The sequence below is a fragment of the Streptomyces sp. NBC_01408 genome (assembly GCF_026340255.1).
Lineage (GTDB): Bacteria > Actinomycetota > Actinomycetes > Streptomycetales > Streptomycetaceae > Streptomyces.
In genome coordinates, this window is record NZ_JAPEPJ010000001.1 from 1,647,877 (window position 1) to 1,664,619 (window position 16,743).

13 protein-coding genes are annotated in these 16,743 nt (G+C 73.0%); 3 read left to right on the forward strand and 10 right to left on the reverse strand.

All coding sequences use genetic code 11. From position 1 onward, the window contains the following. Positions 1 to 167 precede the first annotated feature (167 nt). Entirely contained in the window at positions 168 to 1,226 is a 1,059-nt protein-coding gene (locus OG447_RS07735) for an AI-2E family transporter (protein ID WP_266935721.1), read from the reverse strand. Positions 1,227 to 1,269: 43 nt separating this feature from the next. Continuing rightward, complete coding sequence (locus OG447_RS07740) at positions 1,270 to 3,525, reverse strand: SpoIIE family protein phosphatase (protein ID WP_266935723.1); 2,256 nt, start codon at positions 3,523 to 3,525, stop codon at positions 1,270 to 1,272. A gap of 137 nt (positions 3,526 to 3,662) precedes the next feature. Between OG447_RS07740 and aspS the strand changes: the two genes are divergently transcribed. Further along, entirely contained in the window at positions 3,663 to 5,480 is a 1,818-nt protein-coding gene (gene aspS / locus OG447_RS07745) for an aspartate--tRNA ligase (protein ID WP_266935725.1), read from the forward strand. A gap of 225 nt (positions 5,481 to 5,705) precedes the next feature. On the opposite strand, the gene OG447_RS07750 is transcribed toward aspS, so the two are convergent. Continuing rightward, positions 5,706 to 7,211 (reverse strand): VWA domain-containing protein, encoded by a 1,506-nt coding sequence (locus tag OG447_RS07750; protein WP_323181739.1) that lies wholly within the window; start codon positions 7,209 to 7,211, stop codon positions 5,706 to 5,708. 423 nt (positions 7,212 to 7,634) lie between these two features. On the opposite strand from OG447_RS07750, the gene OG447_RS07755 reads away from it, so the two are divergent. Beyond that, positions 7,635 to 9,725: a PhoX family phosphatase gene (locus tag OG447_RS07755; protein WP_266935727.1), complete on the forward strand. Its 2,091-nt coding sequence runs from the start codon at positions 7,635 to 7,637 to the stop codon at positions 9,723 to 9,725. Between the two features lie 82 nt (positions 9,726 to 9,807). On the opposite strand, the gene OG447_RS07760 is transcribed toward OG447_RS07755, so the two are convergent. From OG447_RS07760 to OG447_RS07775, 4 genes are all read right to left on the reverse strand, one after another. Beyond that, on the reverse strand, positions 9,808 to 11,058 hold the full coding sequence (locus OG447_RS07760) for a HAMP domain-containing sensor histidine kinase (RefSeq protein ID WP_266938798.1): 1,251 nt from the start codon (positions 11,056 to 11,058) through the stop codon (positions 9,808 to 9,810). A gap of 47 nt (positions 11,059 to 11,105) precedes the next feature. After that, entirely contained in the window at positions 11,106 to 11,816 is a 711-nt protein-coding gene (locus OG447_RS07765; RefSeq protein ID WP_266935728.1) for a hypothetical protein, read from the reverse strand. A gap of 389 nt (positions 11,817 to 12,205) precedes the next feature. Then, complete coding sequence (locus OG447_RS07770; protein ID WP_266935729.1) at positions 12,206 to 14,212, reverse strand: FUSC family protein; 2,007 nt, start codon at positions 14,210 to 14,212, stop codon at positions 12,206 to 12,208. 82 nt (positions 14,213 to 14,294) lie between these two features. Continuing rightward, on the reverse strand, positions 14,295 to 15,122 hold the full coding sequence (locus OG447_RS07775) for a hypothetical protein (protein WP_266935730.1): 828 nt from the start codon (positions 15,120 to 15,122) through the stop codon (positions 14,295 to 14,297). A gap of 157 nt (positions 15,123 to 15,279) precedes the next feature. On the opposite strand from OG447_RS07775, the gene OG447_RS07780 reads away from it, so the two are divergent. Then, entirely contained in the window at positions 15,280 to 15,690 is a 411-nt protein-coding gene (locus tag OG447_RS07780) for a hypothetical protein (protein ID WP_266935731.1), read from the forward strand. 61 nt (positions 15,691 to 15,751) lie between these two features. Here the strand turns inward: OG447_RS07780 and OG447_RS07785 are convergent, their stop codons facing one another. The 3 genes from OG447_RS07785 to OG447_RS07795 all read right to left on the reverse strand — a co-directional run bounded on the left by OG447_RS07785 (position 15,752) and on the right by OG447_RS07795 (position 16,736). After that, complete coding sequence (locus OG447_RS07785; protein WP_266935732.1) at positions 15,752 to 15,910, reverse strand: hypothetical protein; 159 nt, start codon at positions 15,908 to 15,910, stop codon at positions 15,752 to 15,754. Positions 15,911 to 15,985: 75 nt separating this feature from the next. After that, positions 15,986 to 16,345: a hypothetical protein gene (locus OG447_RS07790; protein ID WP_266935733.1), complete on the reverse strand. Its 360-nt coding sequence runs from the start codon at positions 16,343 to 16,345 to the stop codon at positions 15,986 to 15,988. Positions 16,346 to 16,490: 145 nt separating this feature from the next. Continuing rightward, positions 16,491 to 16,736, reverse strand: coding sequence for a hypothetical protein (locus tag OG447_RS07795; protein ID WP_266935734.1), 246 nt, complete (start codon positions 16,734 to 16,736; stop codon positions 16,491 to 16,493). Between the last annotated feature and the right edge of the window lie 7 nt (positions 16,737 to 16,743).

Genomic DNA, 16,743 nt, shown 5'->3' on the forward strand with positions numbered 1-16,743 from the left:
CACGATGGGACTCCATGGTGTGCAAAGCAGTCACTCTCCCCCGATGGACTGTTCGAAATGCGATCGTAAGCATCCGGTAACGGGAGAGCAAAGTCTCGGAACATGAGACAGCTCACATGGTAGTGCGGGAACCGACAGGGCGTCAGGACCATGTGTCTGACCTGCTGTTACGTATCGAGAGGACCGCTCGCCGGGGTGCCGTACCGGGCCCGCAGTTCCGAGAACACCCCGAAGGCGGCGGCGGTCAGCGGTACCGCGAGCAGCATGCCGAGGATCCCGGCGACGCTCGCGCCGGCCGTGATGGCCAGCATGACCACCGCCGGGTGCATCTGGACGGTGCGGCTCTGCACCATCGGCTGGAGCACGTACCCCTCGATCATCTGGACCGCCAGCACCACGCCGAGCGTCCACAGGCCGATGACCCAGCCCCGGTCGGCGAAGGCGACGAGGACCGCCACGGCGCCGGAGAGGATGGCGCCCAGGTACGGGATGTACGCGGTTACGAACACCAGGGCGGCCAGCCCCAGCGCGCCCGGCACGTCGAGCACCAGCAGACCGGCGCCGATCAGCACGGCGTCGACCAGGGCCACGAAGGTGGTCCCGCGCATGAAGCCCTCGACGGCCTCGAAGGCCCGCCGGCCCATGGCCTCCATCAGGTCGCCCGAACGGCTCGGGACGAGCGCGCGCAGCGTGCCCACCGCCCGGTCGGAGTCGCGGAGGAAGAAGAAGATCAGCACGAGCGCCAGCAGCGCCGTCGCGACCATCGTCCCTATCACGCTGAGCCCGGCGACCACCCCCGAGGCGGCCGTACCGCCGAACTTGGCGAGCAGGTCCTTGGAGTTCTTCGCGACGTCCTCCACCGAGGTGCCCAGCGCCCCGAAGTGCTCCGCGAGGCTCTGGCCGGCCCGCCGCAGGGCGTCGACGATCTCGTCGCCCGTCTCGATGAGCGCGAGGACGACGATGTACGAGGCCCCGCCGACGACGGCGACCACGGCGAGGCAGGTGAGGGCCGCGGCGAGCGACCGGTTGACCTTCAGGCGGACCAGCCGCCGGTGCAGCGGCCCGAGCAGCGCCGTGCCGAGCACGGCGAGCAGGACGGGCGTGACGACCGTCCGGAACACCCCGCACAGCCACACGACGACGGCCAGCACGGCGGTGACGAGGAGGGCGACGGCGCACCAGGCGGCGAATCGCCGCACGGGCTCGGGCAGCAGGGGAGTCGACACGGCTGTATCCAAGCACGGTTGCCGTCCCCGCCCGTCCGGAGGCTCAGTCCAGCGGGTCGGGATCCGGTTTCGACTGCTCGGCGAGCTCGAACCAGATGGACTTGCCCTCACCGCGCGGATCGACGCCCCAGGTGTCGGCGAGCATCTCCATCAGCAGGACGCCGCGGCCGCTGGAGGCCATCTCGCCCGGCTGCCGCCTGTGCGGGAGCTCGTCGCTCGCGTCCGCCACCTCGATGCGCAGCCGCCGCCCTCCCAGCTCGCCCACGGCCTCGGCCACCAGCAGCGCGTCGCCGTCCGTGTGCATCAGCACGTTCGTCACCATCTCGGAGACCATGAGCACCGCCGAGTCCACCTGCTCGGCGTCCGCCCAGTCGTGCAGCAGCTCGCGGATCTGCTGCCGGGCGCCCGAGATCCGTTCCGGCTCCGCCTGGGCCACGGTCAGCATGGTGCGGCGCGCCGGGCGGGAGGGGCGGCGCGCGGTGCCGCAGCCGCAGTCCTCGCTCTCGCGCCACAGCAGGACCACAGCTATGTCGTCCTCGCGCCGGTCGGCGAGCGGGCCGGTGGTGTGGTGCGAGGAGGGCCCGTGCACGGCCTGGACCAGGAGGTCGGCCAGCTTCTCCAGGTGGCCGGGCTCGGGCAGGGTGGATTCGGCGTGCCCCGGCTCGCCGTGGCCGGGCCCCGGGCTCGCCGGGGCGGGGGTCTCGGCCTCCAGGATGGCGCGCAGCCGGGCCCAGCCCGTGTCCAGGTCGTGCCCGCCGGTCTCGATGAGCCCGTCGGTGCACAGCATCATCGTCTCGCCGGGTTCCAGGGTGAACCGGGTCGTGGGGTAGTCGGTGTCCGGGACGATCCCGAGGGGGAGCCCGCCCGAGGTGGGGCGCATCAGGACGGTGCCGTCCGTCATCCGCACCGCGGGGTCGGGATGGCCGGCGCGGGCCACCTCCAGGACCCCGGTCTGCGGGTCGCACTCCACGTACAGGCAGGTGGCGAAGCGGGGGCTCAGGGAGTCCGCGTCCGCGTCCGGGCCCGCGCCCTTGCCCCCGCTCCCGCCTCCGCTCCCGTACGCGTCGCTCTCCTGCGAGGAGCAGAGTCCGGCGAGGAAACGGGAGGCACGGGAGAGCACCGCGTCGGGGCGGTGGCCCTCCGAGGCGTACGCGCGGACCGCGATCCGCAGCTGCCCCATCAGCCCCGCCGCCCGCACGTCGTGGCCCTGTACGTCCCCGATGACCAGGGCGAACCGGCCGGAGGGCAGCGGGATCATGTCGTACCAGTCGCCGCCGACCTGGAGGCCGCCGCCCGTCGGGACGTACCGGGCGGCGATCGTCATGCCCGGGATCTCCGGGCCGAGCTGCGGCATCATCGAGCGCTGCAGGCCGCTGGTGAGCTCCCGCTCGGATTCGGCCACCCCGGCCCGCTGGAGGGCCTGGGCCAGCATCCGGGCCACCGTCGTCAGGACGGACCGCTCGTCGGGGGAGAACGACACCGGGTGCTTGAAGGCGGCCATCCAGGCGCCCATGGTCCGCCCGGCCACGATGAGCGGCAGGAAGGCCCAGGACACCCGCCCGAAGCGCTGGGCGAGCGGCCAGGTGGCCGGGAAGCGCCGTTTGTAGTCCTCGGGGGAGGGCAGGTAGATCGCCCGGCCCGTCCGGACGACCTCCGTGGCCGGGTAGACCGTGTCCAGCCGCATGTCCGAGAAGGGCGCCTCGTCCCCGGGGCCGTGCCCGTGGTGCCCGATGATCGACAGCCGGTCCCCGGCGACCCCGAAGACGGCCAGCCCGTCGGGGCTGAAGCCGGGCATGGACAGGGAGGCCGCGACCCGCAGCACCTCGGTCGTGGACCGGGCCTCCGCCAGGGCCCGGCCCGCGTCCAGCAGGAACGCCTCGCGGGAGCGCCGCCAGTCGCCGGTGATCGGGGTGTGCACGGCCGTGGTCCCCGGCTGCGGTTCGGCGATCTCCTGGATCGTGCCGATCAGCTCGTAGTCCACGCGCCCGTCGGCCGTCCGGTTCTCCCGCGGCTTCGAGCGGCTGCGTACGGTCCGCAGGACCCGTCCGTCCTCGTCCATGATCCGCAGCCGGGCCTCGGCGAGGGTGCCCTCGGCCACGGCGAGGTTGACGATCCCGTTGATCTCGTTCCAGTCCACCGGGTGGAAGCGGGAGCGTACGGCGACCTCCGGCAGCACCACGGACTCCGCGGGCAGCCCGAGCAGCCGGGCGGCCTCGCCGTCGAGGGTGACCGTCCCGGAGGCGTTGTCCCACCGCCACAGGCCCGTCGCGATGGCGGCCAGGACGTCCTCGGTGCGCACCTGGCCATCTTTACAGGTCATCCCACCGGCATGCCTCTTCAGCGGGCCCGCCGGGCGTGCCCGACCGGCCCCCCGCCCGGACGGTAACCTTGTGAGGGTTGAATCCCACCCTGGTATCGCGAAGAACTGGATGACTGATGCATCGGTACAGGTCCCACACCTGCGGCGAGCTCCGCGCCTCTGACGTCAACACCGACGTCCGGCTGAGCGGCTGGCTGCACAACCGTCGAGACCTGGGCGGCATCCTCTTCATCGATCTGCGTGACCACTACGGCATCACGCAGCTCGTCGCCCGGCCCGGCACCGCTGCCGCCGCCGTCCTGGACAAGCTCTCCAAGGAGACCGTGGTCCGGGTCGACGGCAAGGTCGTGTCGCGCGGTGCCGAGAACATCAACGGCGAGCTGCCCACCGGCGAGATCGAGATCGAGGCCGCCGAGGTCGAGGTGCTCGGCGCGGCCGCCCCGCTGCCCTTCACCATCAACACCGACGACGGGGTGAACGAGGAGCGGCGCCTGGAGTACCGCTTCCTGGACCTGCGCCGCGAGCGCATGCACCGCAACATCATGCTGCGCTCCGCCGTCATCGCCTCCATCCGCTCCAAGATGGTGGCCCTCGGCTTCAACGAGATGGCGACCCCGATCCTCACCGCGACCTCCCCCGAGGGCGCCCGTGACTTCGTCGTCCCGTCCCGCCTGAACCCGGGCAAGTTCTACGCCCTGCCGCAGGCCCCGCAGCAGTTCAAGCAGCTGCTGATGATCTCCGGCTTCGACCGGTACTTCCAGATCGCGCCCTGCTTCCGCGACGAGGACGCCCGCGCCGACCGCTCGCCGGGCGAGTTCTACCAGCTCGACGTGGAGATGTCCTTCGTCGAGCAGGAGGACGTCTTCCAGCCGATCGAGCGCCTGATGACGGAGATCTTCACGGAGTTCGGCAAGGGCCGCGAGGTCACCTCCCCCTTCCCGCGGATCCCCTTCCGCGAGTCGATGCTCAAGTACGGCAACGACAAGCCCGACCTGCGCGCCAAGCTGGAACTCGTCGACATCACCGACGTGTTCGAGGGCTCGGAGTTCAAGGCCTTCGCCGGCAAGCACGTGCGTGCGCTGGCCGTCCCGGACACCGCCGCGCAGCCGCGCAAGTTCTTCGACGGCCTCGGCGAGTACGCGATCTCCCTCGGCGCGAAGGGCCTGGCCTGGGTCCGCGTCGGCGAGGACGGTGCCTTGACCGGCCCGATCGCCAAGTTCCTCACCGAGGAGAACGTCAAGGTCCTCACCGAGCGCCTGGGCCTGGTCCCCGGCCACGCCGTGTTCTTCGGCGCGGGCGAGTTCGACGAGGTCTCCAAGATCATGTCGGGCGTCCGCGTCGAGGCCGCCAAGCGCGCCGGCCAGTTCGAGGAGAACGTCTTCCGCTTCTGCTGGATCGTCGACTTCCCGATGTACGAGAAGGACGAGGAGACCGGCAAGATCGACTTCTCCCACAACCCCTTCTCCATGCCGCAGGGCGGCATGAAGGACCTGGAGGAGAAGGACCCGCTCGACATCCTGGCCTGGCAGTACGACATCGTCTGCAACGGCATCGAGCTGTCCTCCGGCGCCATCCGCAACCACGAGCCCGAGGTCATGCTCAAGGCCTTCGAGATCGCCGGTTACGAGGCCGAGACCGTCGAGCGCGAGTTCGCCGGCATGCTGCGCGCGTTCCGCCTCGGCGCTCCGCCGCACGGCGGCATCGCCCCGGGAGTCGACCGCATCGTGATGCTGCTGGCCGACGAGCCGAACATCCGCGAGACCATCGCCTTCCCGCTCAACGGCAACGCGCAGGACCTGATGATGGGCGCGCCGACGGTGCTGGAGGAGACCCGCCTGCGCGAGCTGAACATCGCCCTGCGCAAGCCGGTCGAGACGAAGCCGGCGGAGTCCAAGCCGGTCGCCGAGGCCGTCCACCCGGACGCCGCGCGCTAGTGCTGTGACCGGCAAGGTTCACCGGGGCGCGCCGCCCGGTACGGCACCTCGCCGCGTTGTCGGACCACGCCCGTACGTCCAGTACGGGTCGCGGCCCTCCGCCTTGCGATGCACCGCACCGGACGACGCGCCCCGGCAAACCTTTCCGGCCACAGCACTAGTCGGGCCGCATGTGACGAAGGGCCCGGGATCCAGTGGATCCCGGGCCCTTCGGCCGTATCCGGACTAGAACCGCTCCAGGACACCCTTGAGGAGGGCGGCGGAGGTCAGCTCGGTCGGGGCGGGGCCGGCGTGGAAGAAGCCGGCGTTCTCGGCGTCCAGCTTGCGCAGGAAGTCGAAGGCCTTGGCGTCGTGGTCACCGAAGGCGACGAACTGCCAGTGGACGTCCGGGGCGGCGGTGGCCGCCTCGGTGATCGCCTGGCGGGCGGGGCGGACGTTGTCGGGCGCGCCGTCCGTCTGGAAGACGACCAGGGCCGGGCCCTCGCCGCCGTCCTTCTGGTAGCGCTCGACGACCGCTTCCACGGCCACGTGGTAGCTGGTGCGCCCCATCCGGCCGAGTTCGGCGTGCCGGGCCTCGACCCAGGCGTCGTCGTGGCCCTCGAGGGTCAGGTCGGCGGTGCCGTCCAGCTCCGTCGAGAAGAACACCGTGTGGACGGTCGCCTGCTCGTCGAGGTGCGCGGCCAGGGCCAGGGCGTGGTCGGCGAGGTACTGGGCGCTGCCGTCCTTGTAGAACCCGCGCATCGAGCCCGACCGGTCCAGGACGAGGTACACCTTGGCCCGCGCCCCGGCCTTGCCCTTGCCCCGCAGCACCTGCCCGGCGGCCTTGTACGCCCCGGCCAGCGCGGGCGCCTCCCGCCGCACGGCGGCCAGCGCGTACGCGGGGGCCTCTGCGAGGGGCTCGGCCGGCTTCTCTGCGAGGGGCTCGGCTTCGATGGTCACGGGCTCGGCCTCGGCGGCCACGGGCTCGGGCTCCGCCTCGGCGGCCACCGGCTCGACCTCGGCAACGGGCTCGACCTCGACGGCAACCGGCTCGACCGTCTCGGCGGCCACCGCAACGGGCTCCGCCTCGGGGGCGGGTGCCTCGGCGACGGGCTCCGCAACGGCCTCGGCCACCTCGGCGGCCACCGGCTCGACAACGGCCTCGGCTTCGACCACCGCTTCGGCCTCGACGGCCACGGGCTCCGCTTCGGCCTCGACGGCCACGGGCTCCGCCTCGGCCTCTACAGCCACGGCCGGCTCGGCAACGGCCTCGGCCGCGACGGGCTCGACTTCGGCAACGGGCTCCGCCGCAACGGCGGCGGGCTCGGCCTCGACTTCGGCAACGGGTTCCGCCTCGGCGACGGGTGCCTCGGCGACGGGCTCCGCGACGGGCTCGGCCTCGGCCTCGACAGCCAAGGCCGGCTCGGCAACGGCCTCAGCCTCGACGGCCACGACCTCGACCTCGGCCACCGGCTCCGCCACCTCGGCGGCCACCGGCTCGGCTACGGGCTCGGCCTCGGCGACGGCCTCGGCCACCGGCTCCGGCGCGGCCACGGGCTCCGCCACCGGCGACGGGTCCGGCTTCGCCGCAGGCGCAGGCGCAGGCGCGCGGCGGGCCTCCGGGACCGTCGGGTCCGGGTTCGTGGCCGGAGCGGGGGCGGTGAGGACCGTCCCCGGCTCGCGGTCCCGCGGCGCCGACTGCGGCGGAACCGTCGGGTTGTCGAAGGAGGCCGCCACCAGTTCGGCGGCCACGTCCAGCGGGGTGCGTTCCGCCTGGCTCGGCAGGCCAGCGGAAGGGGCGTCCGAAGTCTCCGGAACCGGTTCCTCAGACCGTCCGAACACCTTGCGCAACAAGCTCCGAATACCCATGGGCCAGGCCTTTCGCATGAGTGCGTGCGTCATTTGTCCGTGCTGCGCGGATGATCCCTGCCCAGAGTGGACACGTAAGGTTATCGGCCGCCTGGCTGGATCTTCGGCAGGGGCACCTTTCGTGGTGTCCGGGCCCCGGGCGCCCCCTCACCCATCCCGCACCCAATCCCGAACTGTCGCTCCGACGTGCCGGGTTCACCGACCGTTCATCCCCGCGCCGCCGCTTCGGCGCAACCCGCGCCTACCGTCACGGCTGGATCGTTCCGACACGTTGTCGGCGCCCACGCAGCTACTCGGAGGACACTCGTGCGCAAGCTCCTGCCGCTCATCGGCAACCCGCATGGGGGCGGCCGTTCCGCTCTCACCTGTCGCTACCGTTGCGGCGACGCCTGCTTCCACGAGGTGCCCAACACGAGCGACAACGAGTACGCGGGCGACGTCATAGCCCGCGCCTACTCCCGTCGCTCGATGCTGCGCACGGCGGCCGTCGTCACGGTCGCCACGGCCGCCGGCACCGCCGTGGCCCTCAGCGGCCCGGGCCAGACCGCCAACGCCACCCCCGCCGGCGAGGCCGAGGCCGCCCGCGCCGGCAAGAGCGGCGAGGCGGCCCGCGGCCTGCGCTTCAAGCCGGTCGCGCCGAACACCGACGACAAGGTCACCATCCCCGAGGGCCACGAGCAGAACGTGGTCATCCGCTGGGGCGACCCGATCATCAAGGGTGCCCCGGGCTTCAACCCCGACCAGCAGACCGCCGCCGCACAGGCCGGTCAGTTCGGCTACAACAACGACTTCCTGAGCCTGCTCCCGCTCGGTGGCGACTACGAGCGCCAGCAGCTGCTCGTGGCCAACCACGAGTACACGGACGAGATCCTCATGTTCAAGGGTTACGACCCGGCGAACCCCACCCGCGAGCAGGTCGAGATCGCCTGGGCCGCGCACGGCCTGTCCGTGGTCGTCGTCCAGGAGGACCACCGCAGCGGCAAGCTGACGGCCGTCTCCCGCCACCAGCTCAACCGCCGCCTGACCGCCACCAGCGAGTTCAGGATGACCGGCCCGGCCGCGGGCGGCGCCCTGCTGAAGACCTCCGTGGACCCGACCGGCACCAAGGTGCTGGGCACCCTCAACAACTGCGCCGGCGGCACCACTCCGTGGGGCACCACCCTCCACGGCGAGGAGAACTTCAACCAGTACTTCGCCAACGCCGGCCAGGTCACCGACCCCGCCCAGGCCGCCCGCCTGAAGCGCTACGGCGTGACCACCGGTGCCACCGAGCGCAAGTGGGAGCGGTTCGACAAGCGCTTCGACGTGGCGCAGGAGCCCAACGAGTCGCACCGCCACGGCTGGGTCGTCGAGCTGGACCCGTACGACGTGAACTCCGTCCCGCGTAAGCGCACCGCGCTCGGCCGCTTCAAGCACGAGGCCGCCCAGCCCCGCCTGACCGAGGACGGCCGTCCGGTCGTCTACATGGGCGACGACGAGCGCTTCGACTACTTCTACAAGTTCGTCTCGTCGAAGCAGATGAAGAAGGGCAACTCGCGCGCGGCGAAGGAGCACAACCTCACGCTGCTCGACGAGGGCACCCTCTACGTCGCCAAGCTCACCGGTGACACCCCGGCCGCGGAGCTCGACGGCACCGGCAAGCTCCCCTCCGACGGCGAGTTCGACGGCTCCGGCGTGTGGATCAAGCTGGCCACCGGCAACGTCTCGCACGTCGAGGGCATGACCGCCGAGGAGGTGTACGTCTTCACGCGCCTGGCCGCCGACAAGGTGGGCGCCACCAAGATGGACCGCCCCGAGGACGTCGAGCCCTCCCCGCGCACCGGCCGCGTCTACATCGCGCTGACCAACAACACCGACCGCGGTAAGCCCGGCAAGGCGGAGGGGGCGACCGAGGCGAACCCGCGCAACCAGAACAAGCACGGCCAGATCCTGGAGCTCGCCGAGAACTTCGACGACCCGGCCGGTGACGGCTTCGCCTGGCGCCTGTTCCTGGTGGCCGGTGACCCGAACGACCCGGCGACCTACTTCGCGGGCTTCCCGAAGGACAAGGTCAGCCCGATCTCCTGCCCGGACAACGTGGCCTTCGACCCGCACGGCAACCTGTGGATCTCCACGGACGGCAACCAGCTCGGTTCCCACGACGGCCTGTTCGGTGTCGCGACGGCCGGTGAGCGCCGCGGTGAGCTGAAGCAGTTCCTGACGGTCCCGCGAGGCGCCGAGACCTGCGGCCCGATCATCCAGGACAAGCGCGTCCTGGTCGCCGTGCAGCACCCGGGCGAGCTCGACGGCGCGTCCGTCGAGAAGCCGCAGTCCGTGTGGCCCGACGGCCCCGGCAAGATCGTCCGTCCGGCGGTCGTGTCCGTCTGGCGCAAGGACGGCCGCAACATCGGTGTCTGACCGGTCCCGTTGACCGCTCGCACCACCTGGCGGGCCGTGTTCCGCGTGCACCTCGTGCCACGCGGAACACGGCCCGCCGCCGTTAGGGGGTGTCGCCTCCCGCGGGCGGGTCCGCCTCCGGCAGGCGCCCGACGGGCAGCCGGAGCGTGGTCACCGCACCCCCGTCGGGCGCGTTGGCGAAGCCGAGGGAGATCTCCAGGACCGCCGCCTGGCCGGCCACGATCGTCAGGCCCAGCCCGTGGCCGCGCCCCCGTCCGGGATCACCGGTGCGGAACCGCTGGGGTCCCTGCTCGATCAGCTCGGGCGGGTAGCCGGGCCCGTGGTCGCGCACGACCACCACCGGCCCCTCCACCGTCACCTCGACCGGCGGCCTGCCGTGCCTGTCCGCGTTGGCCAGCAGGTTGGTCAGGATCCGGTCCAGGCGGCGCCGGTCGGTGAGGACCACCGCATCCCGGACGACCTGTACGGAAGCGGCCACCCGGGTTCCCGCGACGGCCCGTTCCACCGCCCGGCCGAGCTCCACGCGGGCCAGGTCGGCGTGCTCCACGCCCGAGTCCAGCCGGGAGATCTCCAGCAGGTCCTCGGTGAGCAGGTGCATGGCCCGGAGCCGGTCGTTGATCATCTCTTTGGGGCGGCCCTCCGGGAGCAGGGCCGCCGCGGCGAGTGAACCGGTGAGCGGGGTGCGCAGCTCGTGGGCGACGTCCGCGGTGAAGCGTTTCTCCGCCTCCAGCCGCTCCTGGAGCGCCCCGGCCATCGAGTCGAGTGCCTGCGCCACGTCCTGTACCTCGTCCCGGGACCCGGGGGTCCGCCGGCCGTCCGCGTCCGCCTCCTCGGCTCCGTCGGCCCCGTCGGCCGGGAAGTCCACCCGCGCGTCCAGGTCCCCGGCGCTGATCCTGCGGGCCACGGCGGCCGTGGCCGTGAGGCGCCGGCTGATCCGGTTGGCCAGGAAGAGCCCCGCCAGCGCGACCACTCCGGCGGCGAGCGCCGAGGAGGCGAGGATGGCGGTGTCGATGTCCCGCAGCCGGGCCCGGGTGCCCTCGTACGGGATCCAGACGGCGAGGGCCTTGTCGTCGGCGGGTCCGGCCGCCCACATGACGGGCTTGCCCGCGTGTTCGCCCACCATGCTGCCGGTCCTCCCGCGGGCGACGAGCTGGCGCAGCCGCTCCGGCAGGTCGGGCGGGTCCAGGGCGACGTTCACGTCGCCGTGCGTGGTGCCGTACTCGTAGTGGCCCAGGGCGTGGTCCAGATCCGCGTCCGCCTCCTTGCGGACCTCGCCGACGATCTGGCGGGACACCACGTTGTGCACCAGGATCCCCAGCACGGCGGCCACCATGCAGCAGACCGTCGTGGTGGTCAGGGCGATCTTCCAGCGCAGGCTGCTCAGCGCGCGCACGGCGACCGGTCCCCGCTCAGGGGGGCGTCCGGGACCGCCCGGCACTCGTCGAGCGTGAGCTGTTCCAGGCTCATGCTCCCGGCATCGTGGTCCCACACGTAGTCGGAGACGGCGACGTACTCCGGGTTCGAGCTGGGCTCGCGGACCGCCAGGTGCTCGGCGGCCACCTCCACGCCCTCCAGCACGGCGCGCCGGGACAGGACCCGGGCGATGCTGCCGTCGTCCCGGACGGTGTAGACGCGCAGTTCGCTGAGGCGCCCGTCGATGTCCAGGGCGGTGATCAGCTCCTCCCGGCCGTCGCCCGTCAGGTCGTGCAGGACGCGGGGGCGCACCGGGCAGTCGGGGCCTCCGTCCACAGCCTGTGTGCACAGCGCGAGCCGCTGGACCGCCCGGGGGTCGACGAGCCGCCCTGTCCCGCCGTCCTGGGCGGTGGCGGCGGTGATGTCGGCCCGTACGACGTCCAGCGTGTCCACGCCGCGCATGCTCAGGTCCGCAACCTTGGGGAGCCCCGGCACCACGGCGGCGGCCCCGGGCTGCTGGCCCGGCTCGGGCGGGGCGGGACGGATGTTCTTCCACAGGGTCCGGGGGGCGTGCACCGTGCCGAGGTCGCCTTCGCTCCGCAGGCCCTCCACGTCGGCGCATCCGGCCGAGGCCGCCAGAGCGGCGGCGAGGAGCATCACGGCCGGGGTGCGGTGCATGTACCGATGCTCCCCCGCCGGGCGGCCTCCGGCCCGGACACAGACCCATCCAGGTGAACCCCCGCCTTCCGAAGCCCGGCCGTGGGGCGGGGTCGCGCAGGAGTGTCCCCGCAGGACGAGCGCGCAACCCGGGCCGCACATGCGTAGCCGAGCCTCAGCGCGCGAGCCGAGGAGACACTCCGGAGCGACCCCGACCCACACCCGAAGCAAAACCCAGCCCCGCCGGCGATTGAGGCGCGGGGCCTGGGGCAGAGCCCCAGCAACGGCGCCGCACCCGGCAAGCCGCCCCCGCCCCCGCAGGGGCAGCGGTGCCGCACCCGGTCAAGCCCCCCGCAGGGGCAACGGCGCCGCACCCAGCCAAGCCCCCCCCGCAGGGGCAACGGCCCCGCTCAGCTTTCCGCATGGGTCAGCGCCCGGGCCGCCGCGAGCTCCTGGTGGACCGGGGCCAGGACGCTCGACTCGTCGCCCGCCGGCTCTGCCTCGACCCGTACCGGGATCTTGCTGCTGCGCACCCGTTCGGCCAGTTCGCGCAGCTGGCGCGCGATGCCCTCGACCTCGCTCGCCGCAGGCGGCACGGCCCCGTGGTCGACCCGGACCCGGGCCGCTGTGGTCGCGTCCACGATCCGCTCGACGGCGACCACCAGCGGCCACCACGCGGCGGCCCGCGCCCCGGTCGGCGGCGGCTCCGTCAGCGCCCGCTGGAACTCGCTCCGTACGGCCGACAGGTCCCGGTAGATCCGCCGCCTGGCCTGGAGGCGGACGGTGCGCGCCTCCCTGCGGGCGGCCTCGTCCGCCACGGGGGCGAAGGCCCGTTCCAGGTAGCGGGCGGCGTCGTACACGGTGTCGGCGAGCCGGTCCCCGATCCGGGTGTGCCAGCTCTCGGGCCACAGCAGGTAGCCGGCGACGAGCGCGATGGCGCAGCCGATCAGGCTGTCCATCAGCCGGGGCCGGATCAGGTCGAAGCCCTGGTGGTTGAGCTGGTCCGAGAGCAGCAGGATCACCGGGGTGATCGCGGCGGTCTGGAAGGCGTACCCCTTGGCGGAGAAGGCCGGGATCAGCGCGCCGAGCACCGCGATCACGGGCACGTCCCACCAGCCGCGCGGTACTTCGGCGAGCACGGCGGCGGCGATGACCAGCCCGGCCGCGGTGCCCAGCGCGCGCAGCACGGCCCGGGAGAACACCGAGCCGAAGTCGGGCTTGAGGACGAAGGTGACGGTCAGCGCGACCCAGTAGGACCGCTCGACCTCGATCAGCGAGACGAGTGACTGCGCGAGCCCGATGCACACCGCGAGCCGCAGCCCGTACCGCCAGGAGGCCCCGGAGAGCATCATGTCGCGCACCGCGCGGCGGGCCCGGACGCCGAGGGCGGCGGGCCGGCCGAGCTTGTCGTCGACGTTGGCCACCGTGGAGTAGGCGTCCTGCTCGGCCAGGTGCACGACGGCCGCCGCGTGCCGCAGGGCGGAGTCCATGGCCCGTTCCGCCGGGGTGTGCGGCTCGGGCAGGTCGAGTACGGGGGTGCCGGTGCGGCCCTCCTCGACGGCCGCGGCCAGATCCCGGACGGCGGCCGGGATCTGCGGCGGCAGCGGCCGGCCGCGCAGGTGGGCCGCGGGCGCGGCCTCCACCAGCGGGATCACCACGTTGAGCTGGGCCAGCATCCGCACCAGCGAGGGGCTGCGCCCGTGCACCCGGGCCCGTCGGCCCAGCACCAGGTCGTAGGCCTGGTTCAGGGACTGGGTGACCTGTTGGCGGCGCTCCTCGTAGGCCTCGCCGGGTCCGCCGGCGGCCTCCAGGGAGTCGGCCAGGGCCCGGTAGGTGGCGGCGACGGCGGTGCGCTCGGGCCGGCGGCCGCGCAGCGGCCAGCCCAGCAGGGTCAGCGCGAGGACGAACAGTCCGCCCGCGCTCAGCAGCAGGGGGGCGGTCCACCAGGGCTGCGGCAGCGGCAGCCCGGCGCCGATCACGGCGTTGAGCAGGAGCAGCAGCCCGGACACGGAGGCGACCGTGCCGATGGAGGAGATCATCCCGGAGATCAGGGCGACGAGGGTGAGGACGCCGACGGCCAGCCAGCCGTGTCCGAAGACCAGGGTGCCCAGTGCCACGCCCACGGCTCCGAAGAGCTGCGGGACGGCGATGTTCAGGATCCGCATCCGGTAGGCGTCGGCGGTGTCGCTGATGACTCCGGAGAGGGCGCCCATCGAGACGAGCGCGCCGTACTCGGGCTCGTCCAGGGCGAAGCCGACGGCGAGCGGCGCGGCCAGTGCGACGGCGGCGCGCACCACGGCGGCCCAGGGGATCGGGGCGGGGGCCGGGCGCAGTCCGTTGAGCAGCCAGGCGGGCGGGGCCAGCGGATGGTGCCGGGAGCGCCCGGCCGCTATCTGTTCGGTGCGTTCGGTGCTCATTCCCGTTTCCGTGCCGCCGCTCGCGAATCGGTTCTTCTGGGCTATTCTGCGTCGTTCTGCCTACGTTGGGTACCTTCCGAGCTTATGGGGTGCGGCGTAGCCTCCCGGTCAGCCAGGCGGCCAGTGCGGCGACGAGCCCGACCGCGAGGACCACCCAGGCGGTGGTGCGCAGGAACGCGGTGAGGGCGTCGTACACCGCTCCTGCGGCCGCCCGGTCGATGTCGGCCGGCAGGTCGTCCAGGGTGAGGCGGCGGCACAGGGCCACCGCGATCCACAGCAGTACGGCTCCGGCGGCGAGCCCCAGCCCGGTGGCCACCACGGCGCGCCGCCGGTGGACGGCGACGGCGATGGCCGCGGCGGCCAGGACGAGGGTCAGCAGGGGGAGCCAGATGCCGGCGACCTGGAGCATGCGGAAGCCCTTCCGGAGCGCGCCGAGTCCGTCGTACTCCATCACCTTCACGGAGACGTGGGTCTCCGGGATGCGGTCGGCGAAGGGCACACCGTCGGCGACGAGTTCGCCCTTGACCTGGGCGATGACGGGCGCGAGGTCGATGGTGACGGCGTCGCCGTGGCCGGTGGTGAGCGCCTCCAGGAAGGCGGCGTGGGCGGCGCGGTTCGCCGCGTCCCAAGCGGTCCGGTAGGCGGGGGTGCCGGTGAAGGAGTGCATGGCCTCGCCGAGGAGGGCTTCGACGCCGCCCTGGAAGGGGCCCGCGTCGATCTGCCCGGCGAGGGCCCGGGTGACCTGGGTGACGACCACGCCCTGGACGGCCGGGTCCGCGGCGAGTGGGGACATGGCGGCGGTGTAGCGGTCGGCGTCGCCCAGCTCGCGGTCGGCCCAGTACGCGACGGCGCTCGCGGGCACCAGGAGGGCCACGAGCACGATGAGTACCGCCGACAAGATGGTGCGCACGTCACCAGGGAAAGCGGACGAGGGGCCGGACGCGAGCGGCATTGCTGCGGGCGGGTGCGCCGATTCCCCCGTGCGGGCGAGATCGCGGACGCTGCTCTCCGAGTTGCCGGTCGCAGGCGGCGGGTGTGCCCTGGAGGATGGGAGAGAGGAGCCCGTCATGGCACATGCGGCACCCACCGCCTCCCGGCGGCACCACTACCGCTCGACGGCGGCCACCGACCACCGCGAGAGGAACGCCCTCACGCGCGCCCTGCTCGCCGGACTCGTCTACGGAGTCTGGGCCGCCTTCATCCAGCGCCAGATGGGCCCGGTCGACGCGGGCAACGTCTTCTACGGGATCCTGTGCGGTGCGCTCTTCGCCGCCTGCATGTTCGCGCTCCACCGCGTCGGCCCCCGGCTGAAGCGGGAGGCGCGCGCCGCCGCGTACGGCGTCTTCACGGGCGTCGCCGCGGGCTATCTGCACAGTCTCACCAACTCCTCCGTGCTCCGGGCCACCGTCGTCGGCCTGTTCGTGGGCATCGGTGTCGGCGTGACCGCCTTCTACCGCTACTACATGCGCGAGGACTGAGTACGGGATCGGCGCCCGGCCGTACTTTCGGCCGGGCGCCTCTCCGCCCTGCGGGGAGCTGCTACGCGGCCGGCTCGGCGGCGGGCTGCGGTTCGCTATCGGACTCGGCGGCGGCCGGCGTCTTGGCCGTGGCGGGCTCGGCCTGGCGGACCGGCGGGGTGAAACGGGCGGCTTCGGCGCGGAGCATGGCGTTCAGGGCGGCGTAGGGGTCGATGGGCATGGCGGAACCTCGCGGTGCTCGGGGGTGTGGGGGGTACGCGCTGCGAGTGCCTGACCGGTGGTCGGGCCGGAACCGTCAGCAGCGCAGGACCACACTCCGCACGGCCCGCGGGGACAGCGTCGCTTCGGCCGGCCCGGACGCCGGGCGGCAGGTCGGAACGGCCGGATGTTTCACGTGAAACACCGGCAGCGGCATCCGCTGTACGCCGGCCAATCCGCGCGAGGAGGGCCGTACGGCGGCCCGTGCTTCGGGATCCGCGGCCGGATCGGACTGGCCCTCGGTGGGCTCCGCGGGTGCTGAGGAGCTCGTGCGGGGCTCGGCGGCCGTCGCGCCCGCCGGGCCGGCGCCGAACACGCACAGCAGGACGACGCAGGCCACGGTCAGGGCCTGGGTCAGCACCCGCCGTGTCGTCCGCACGCATTGCGTCCCGCTCATGCGAGGGGTGTGCCCCGACACGCCGGGACGTTCCCCGAAGTGCCCGCAGAAGCCTCCGACCGGGGGACGAAGACACCCCCGCACGGCAGACACCGCGCGGTGCGGGACGCGGGTCAGATGGCCCGCGGGTCGCCGTGGCCGGGGCTCAGACCACCACGAGGGTCGCCGCCGCCGCGCCCATCAGCGCGGCGGCGAGGTGGATGGCCGGGTGTCCGTAGTCACCGAACCAGAGGTGGCGGGCCAGCCCGCCGAGTGCGGCCAGGGCGGTGATGAGGCCCAGTTGCGCGAAGAGGGTGACGGCGGTGAAAGGGGCCAGGAGCAGCAGGAGGGAGTTCAGCCAGAACGGGGCCGCGCCCGTCCAGCCCCGCCACCGCCAGATCGCCGTCGGCATGTACTAC

Coding starts and splice junctions, on each gene's coding strand:
- aspS (WP_266935725.1), top strand. CDS start 3,663: ATGCATCGGTACAGGTCCCACACCTGCGGCGAGCTCCGCGCCTCTGAC.
- OG447_RS07760 (WP_266938798.1), bottom strand. CDS start 11,058: ATGGTGGCCGCCGTGCTGGGGATCCTGGTGCACAACGTGGTGTCCCGC.
- OG447_RS07765 (WP_266935728.1), bottom strand. CDS start 11,816: ATGCACCGCACCCCGGCCGTGATGCTCCTCGCCGCCGCTCTGGCGGCC.
- OG447_RS07770 (WP_266935729.1), bottom strand. CDS start 14,212: ATGAGCACCGAACGCACCGAACAGATAGCGGCCGGGCGCTCCCGGCAC.
- OG447_RS07780 (WP_266935731.1), top strand. CDS start 15,280: ATGGCACATGCGGCACCCACCGCCTCCCGGCGGCACCACTACCGCTCG.
- OG447_RS07785 (WP_266935732.1), bottom strand. CDS start 15,910: ATGCCCATCGACCCCTACGCCGCCCTGAACGCCATGCTCCGCGCCGAA.
- OG447_RS07790 (WP_266935733.1), bottom strand. CDS start 16,345: ATGAGCGGGACGCAATGCGTGCGGACGACACGGCGGGTGCTGACCCAG.
- OG447_RS07795 (WP_266935734.1), bottom strand. CDS start 16,736: ATGCCGACGGCGATCTGGCGGTGGCGGGGCTGGACGGGCGCGGCCCCG.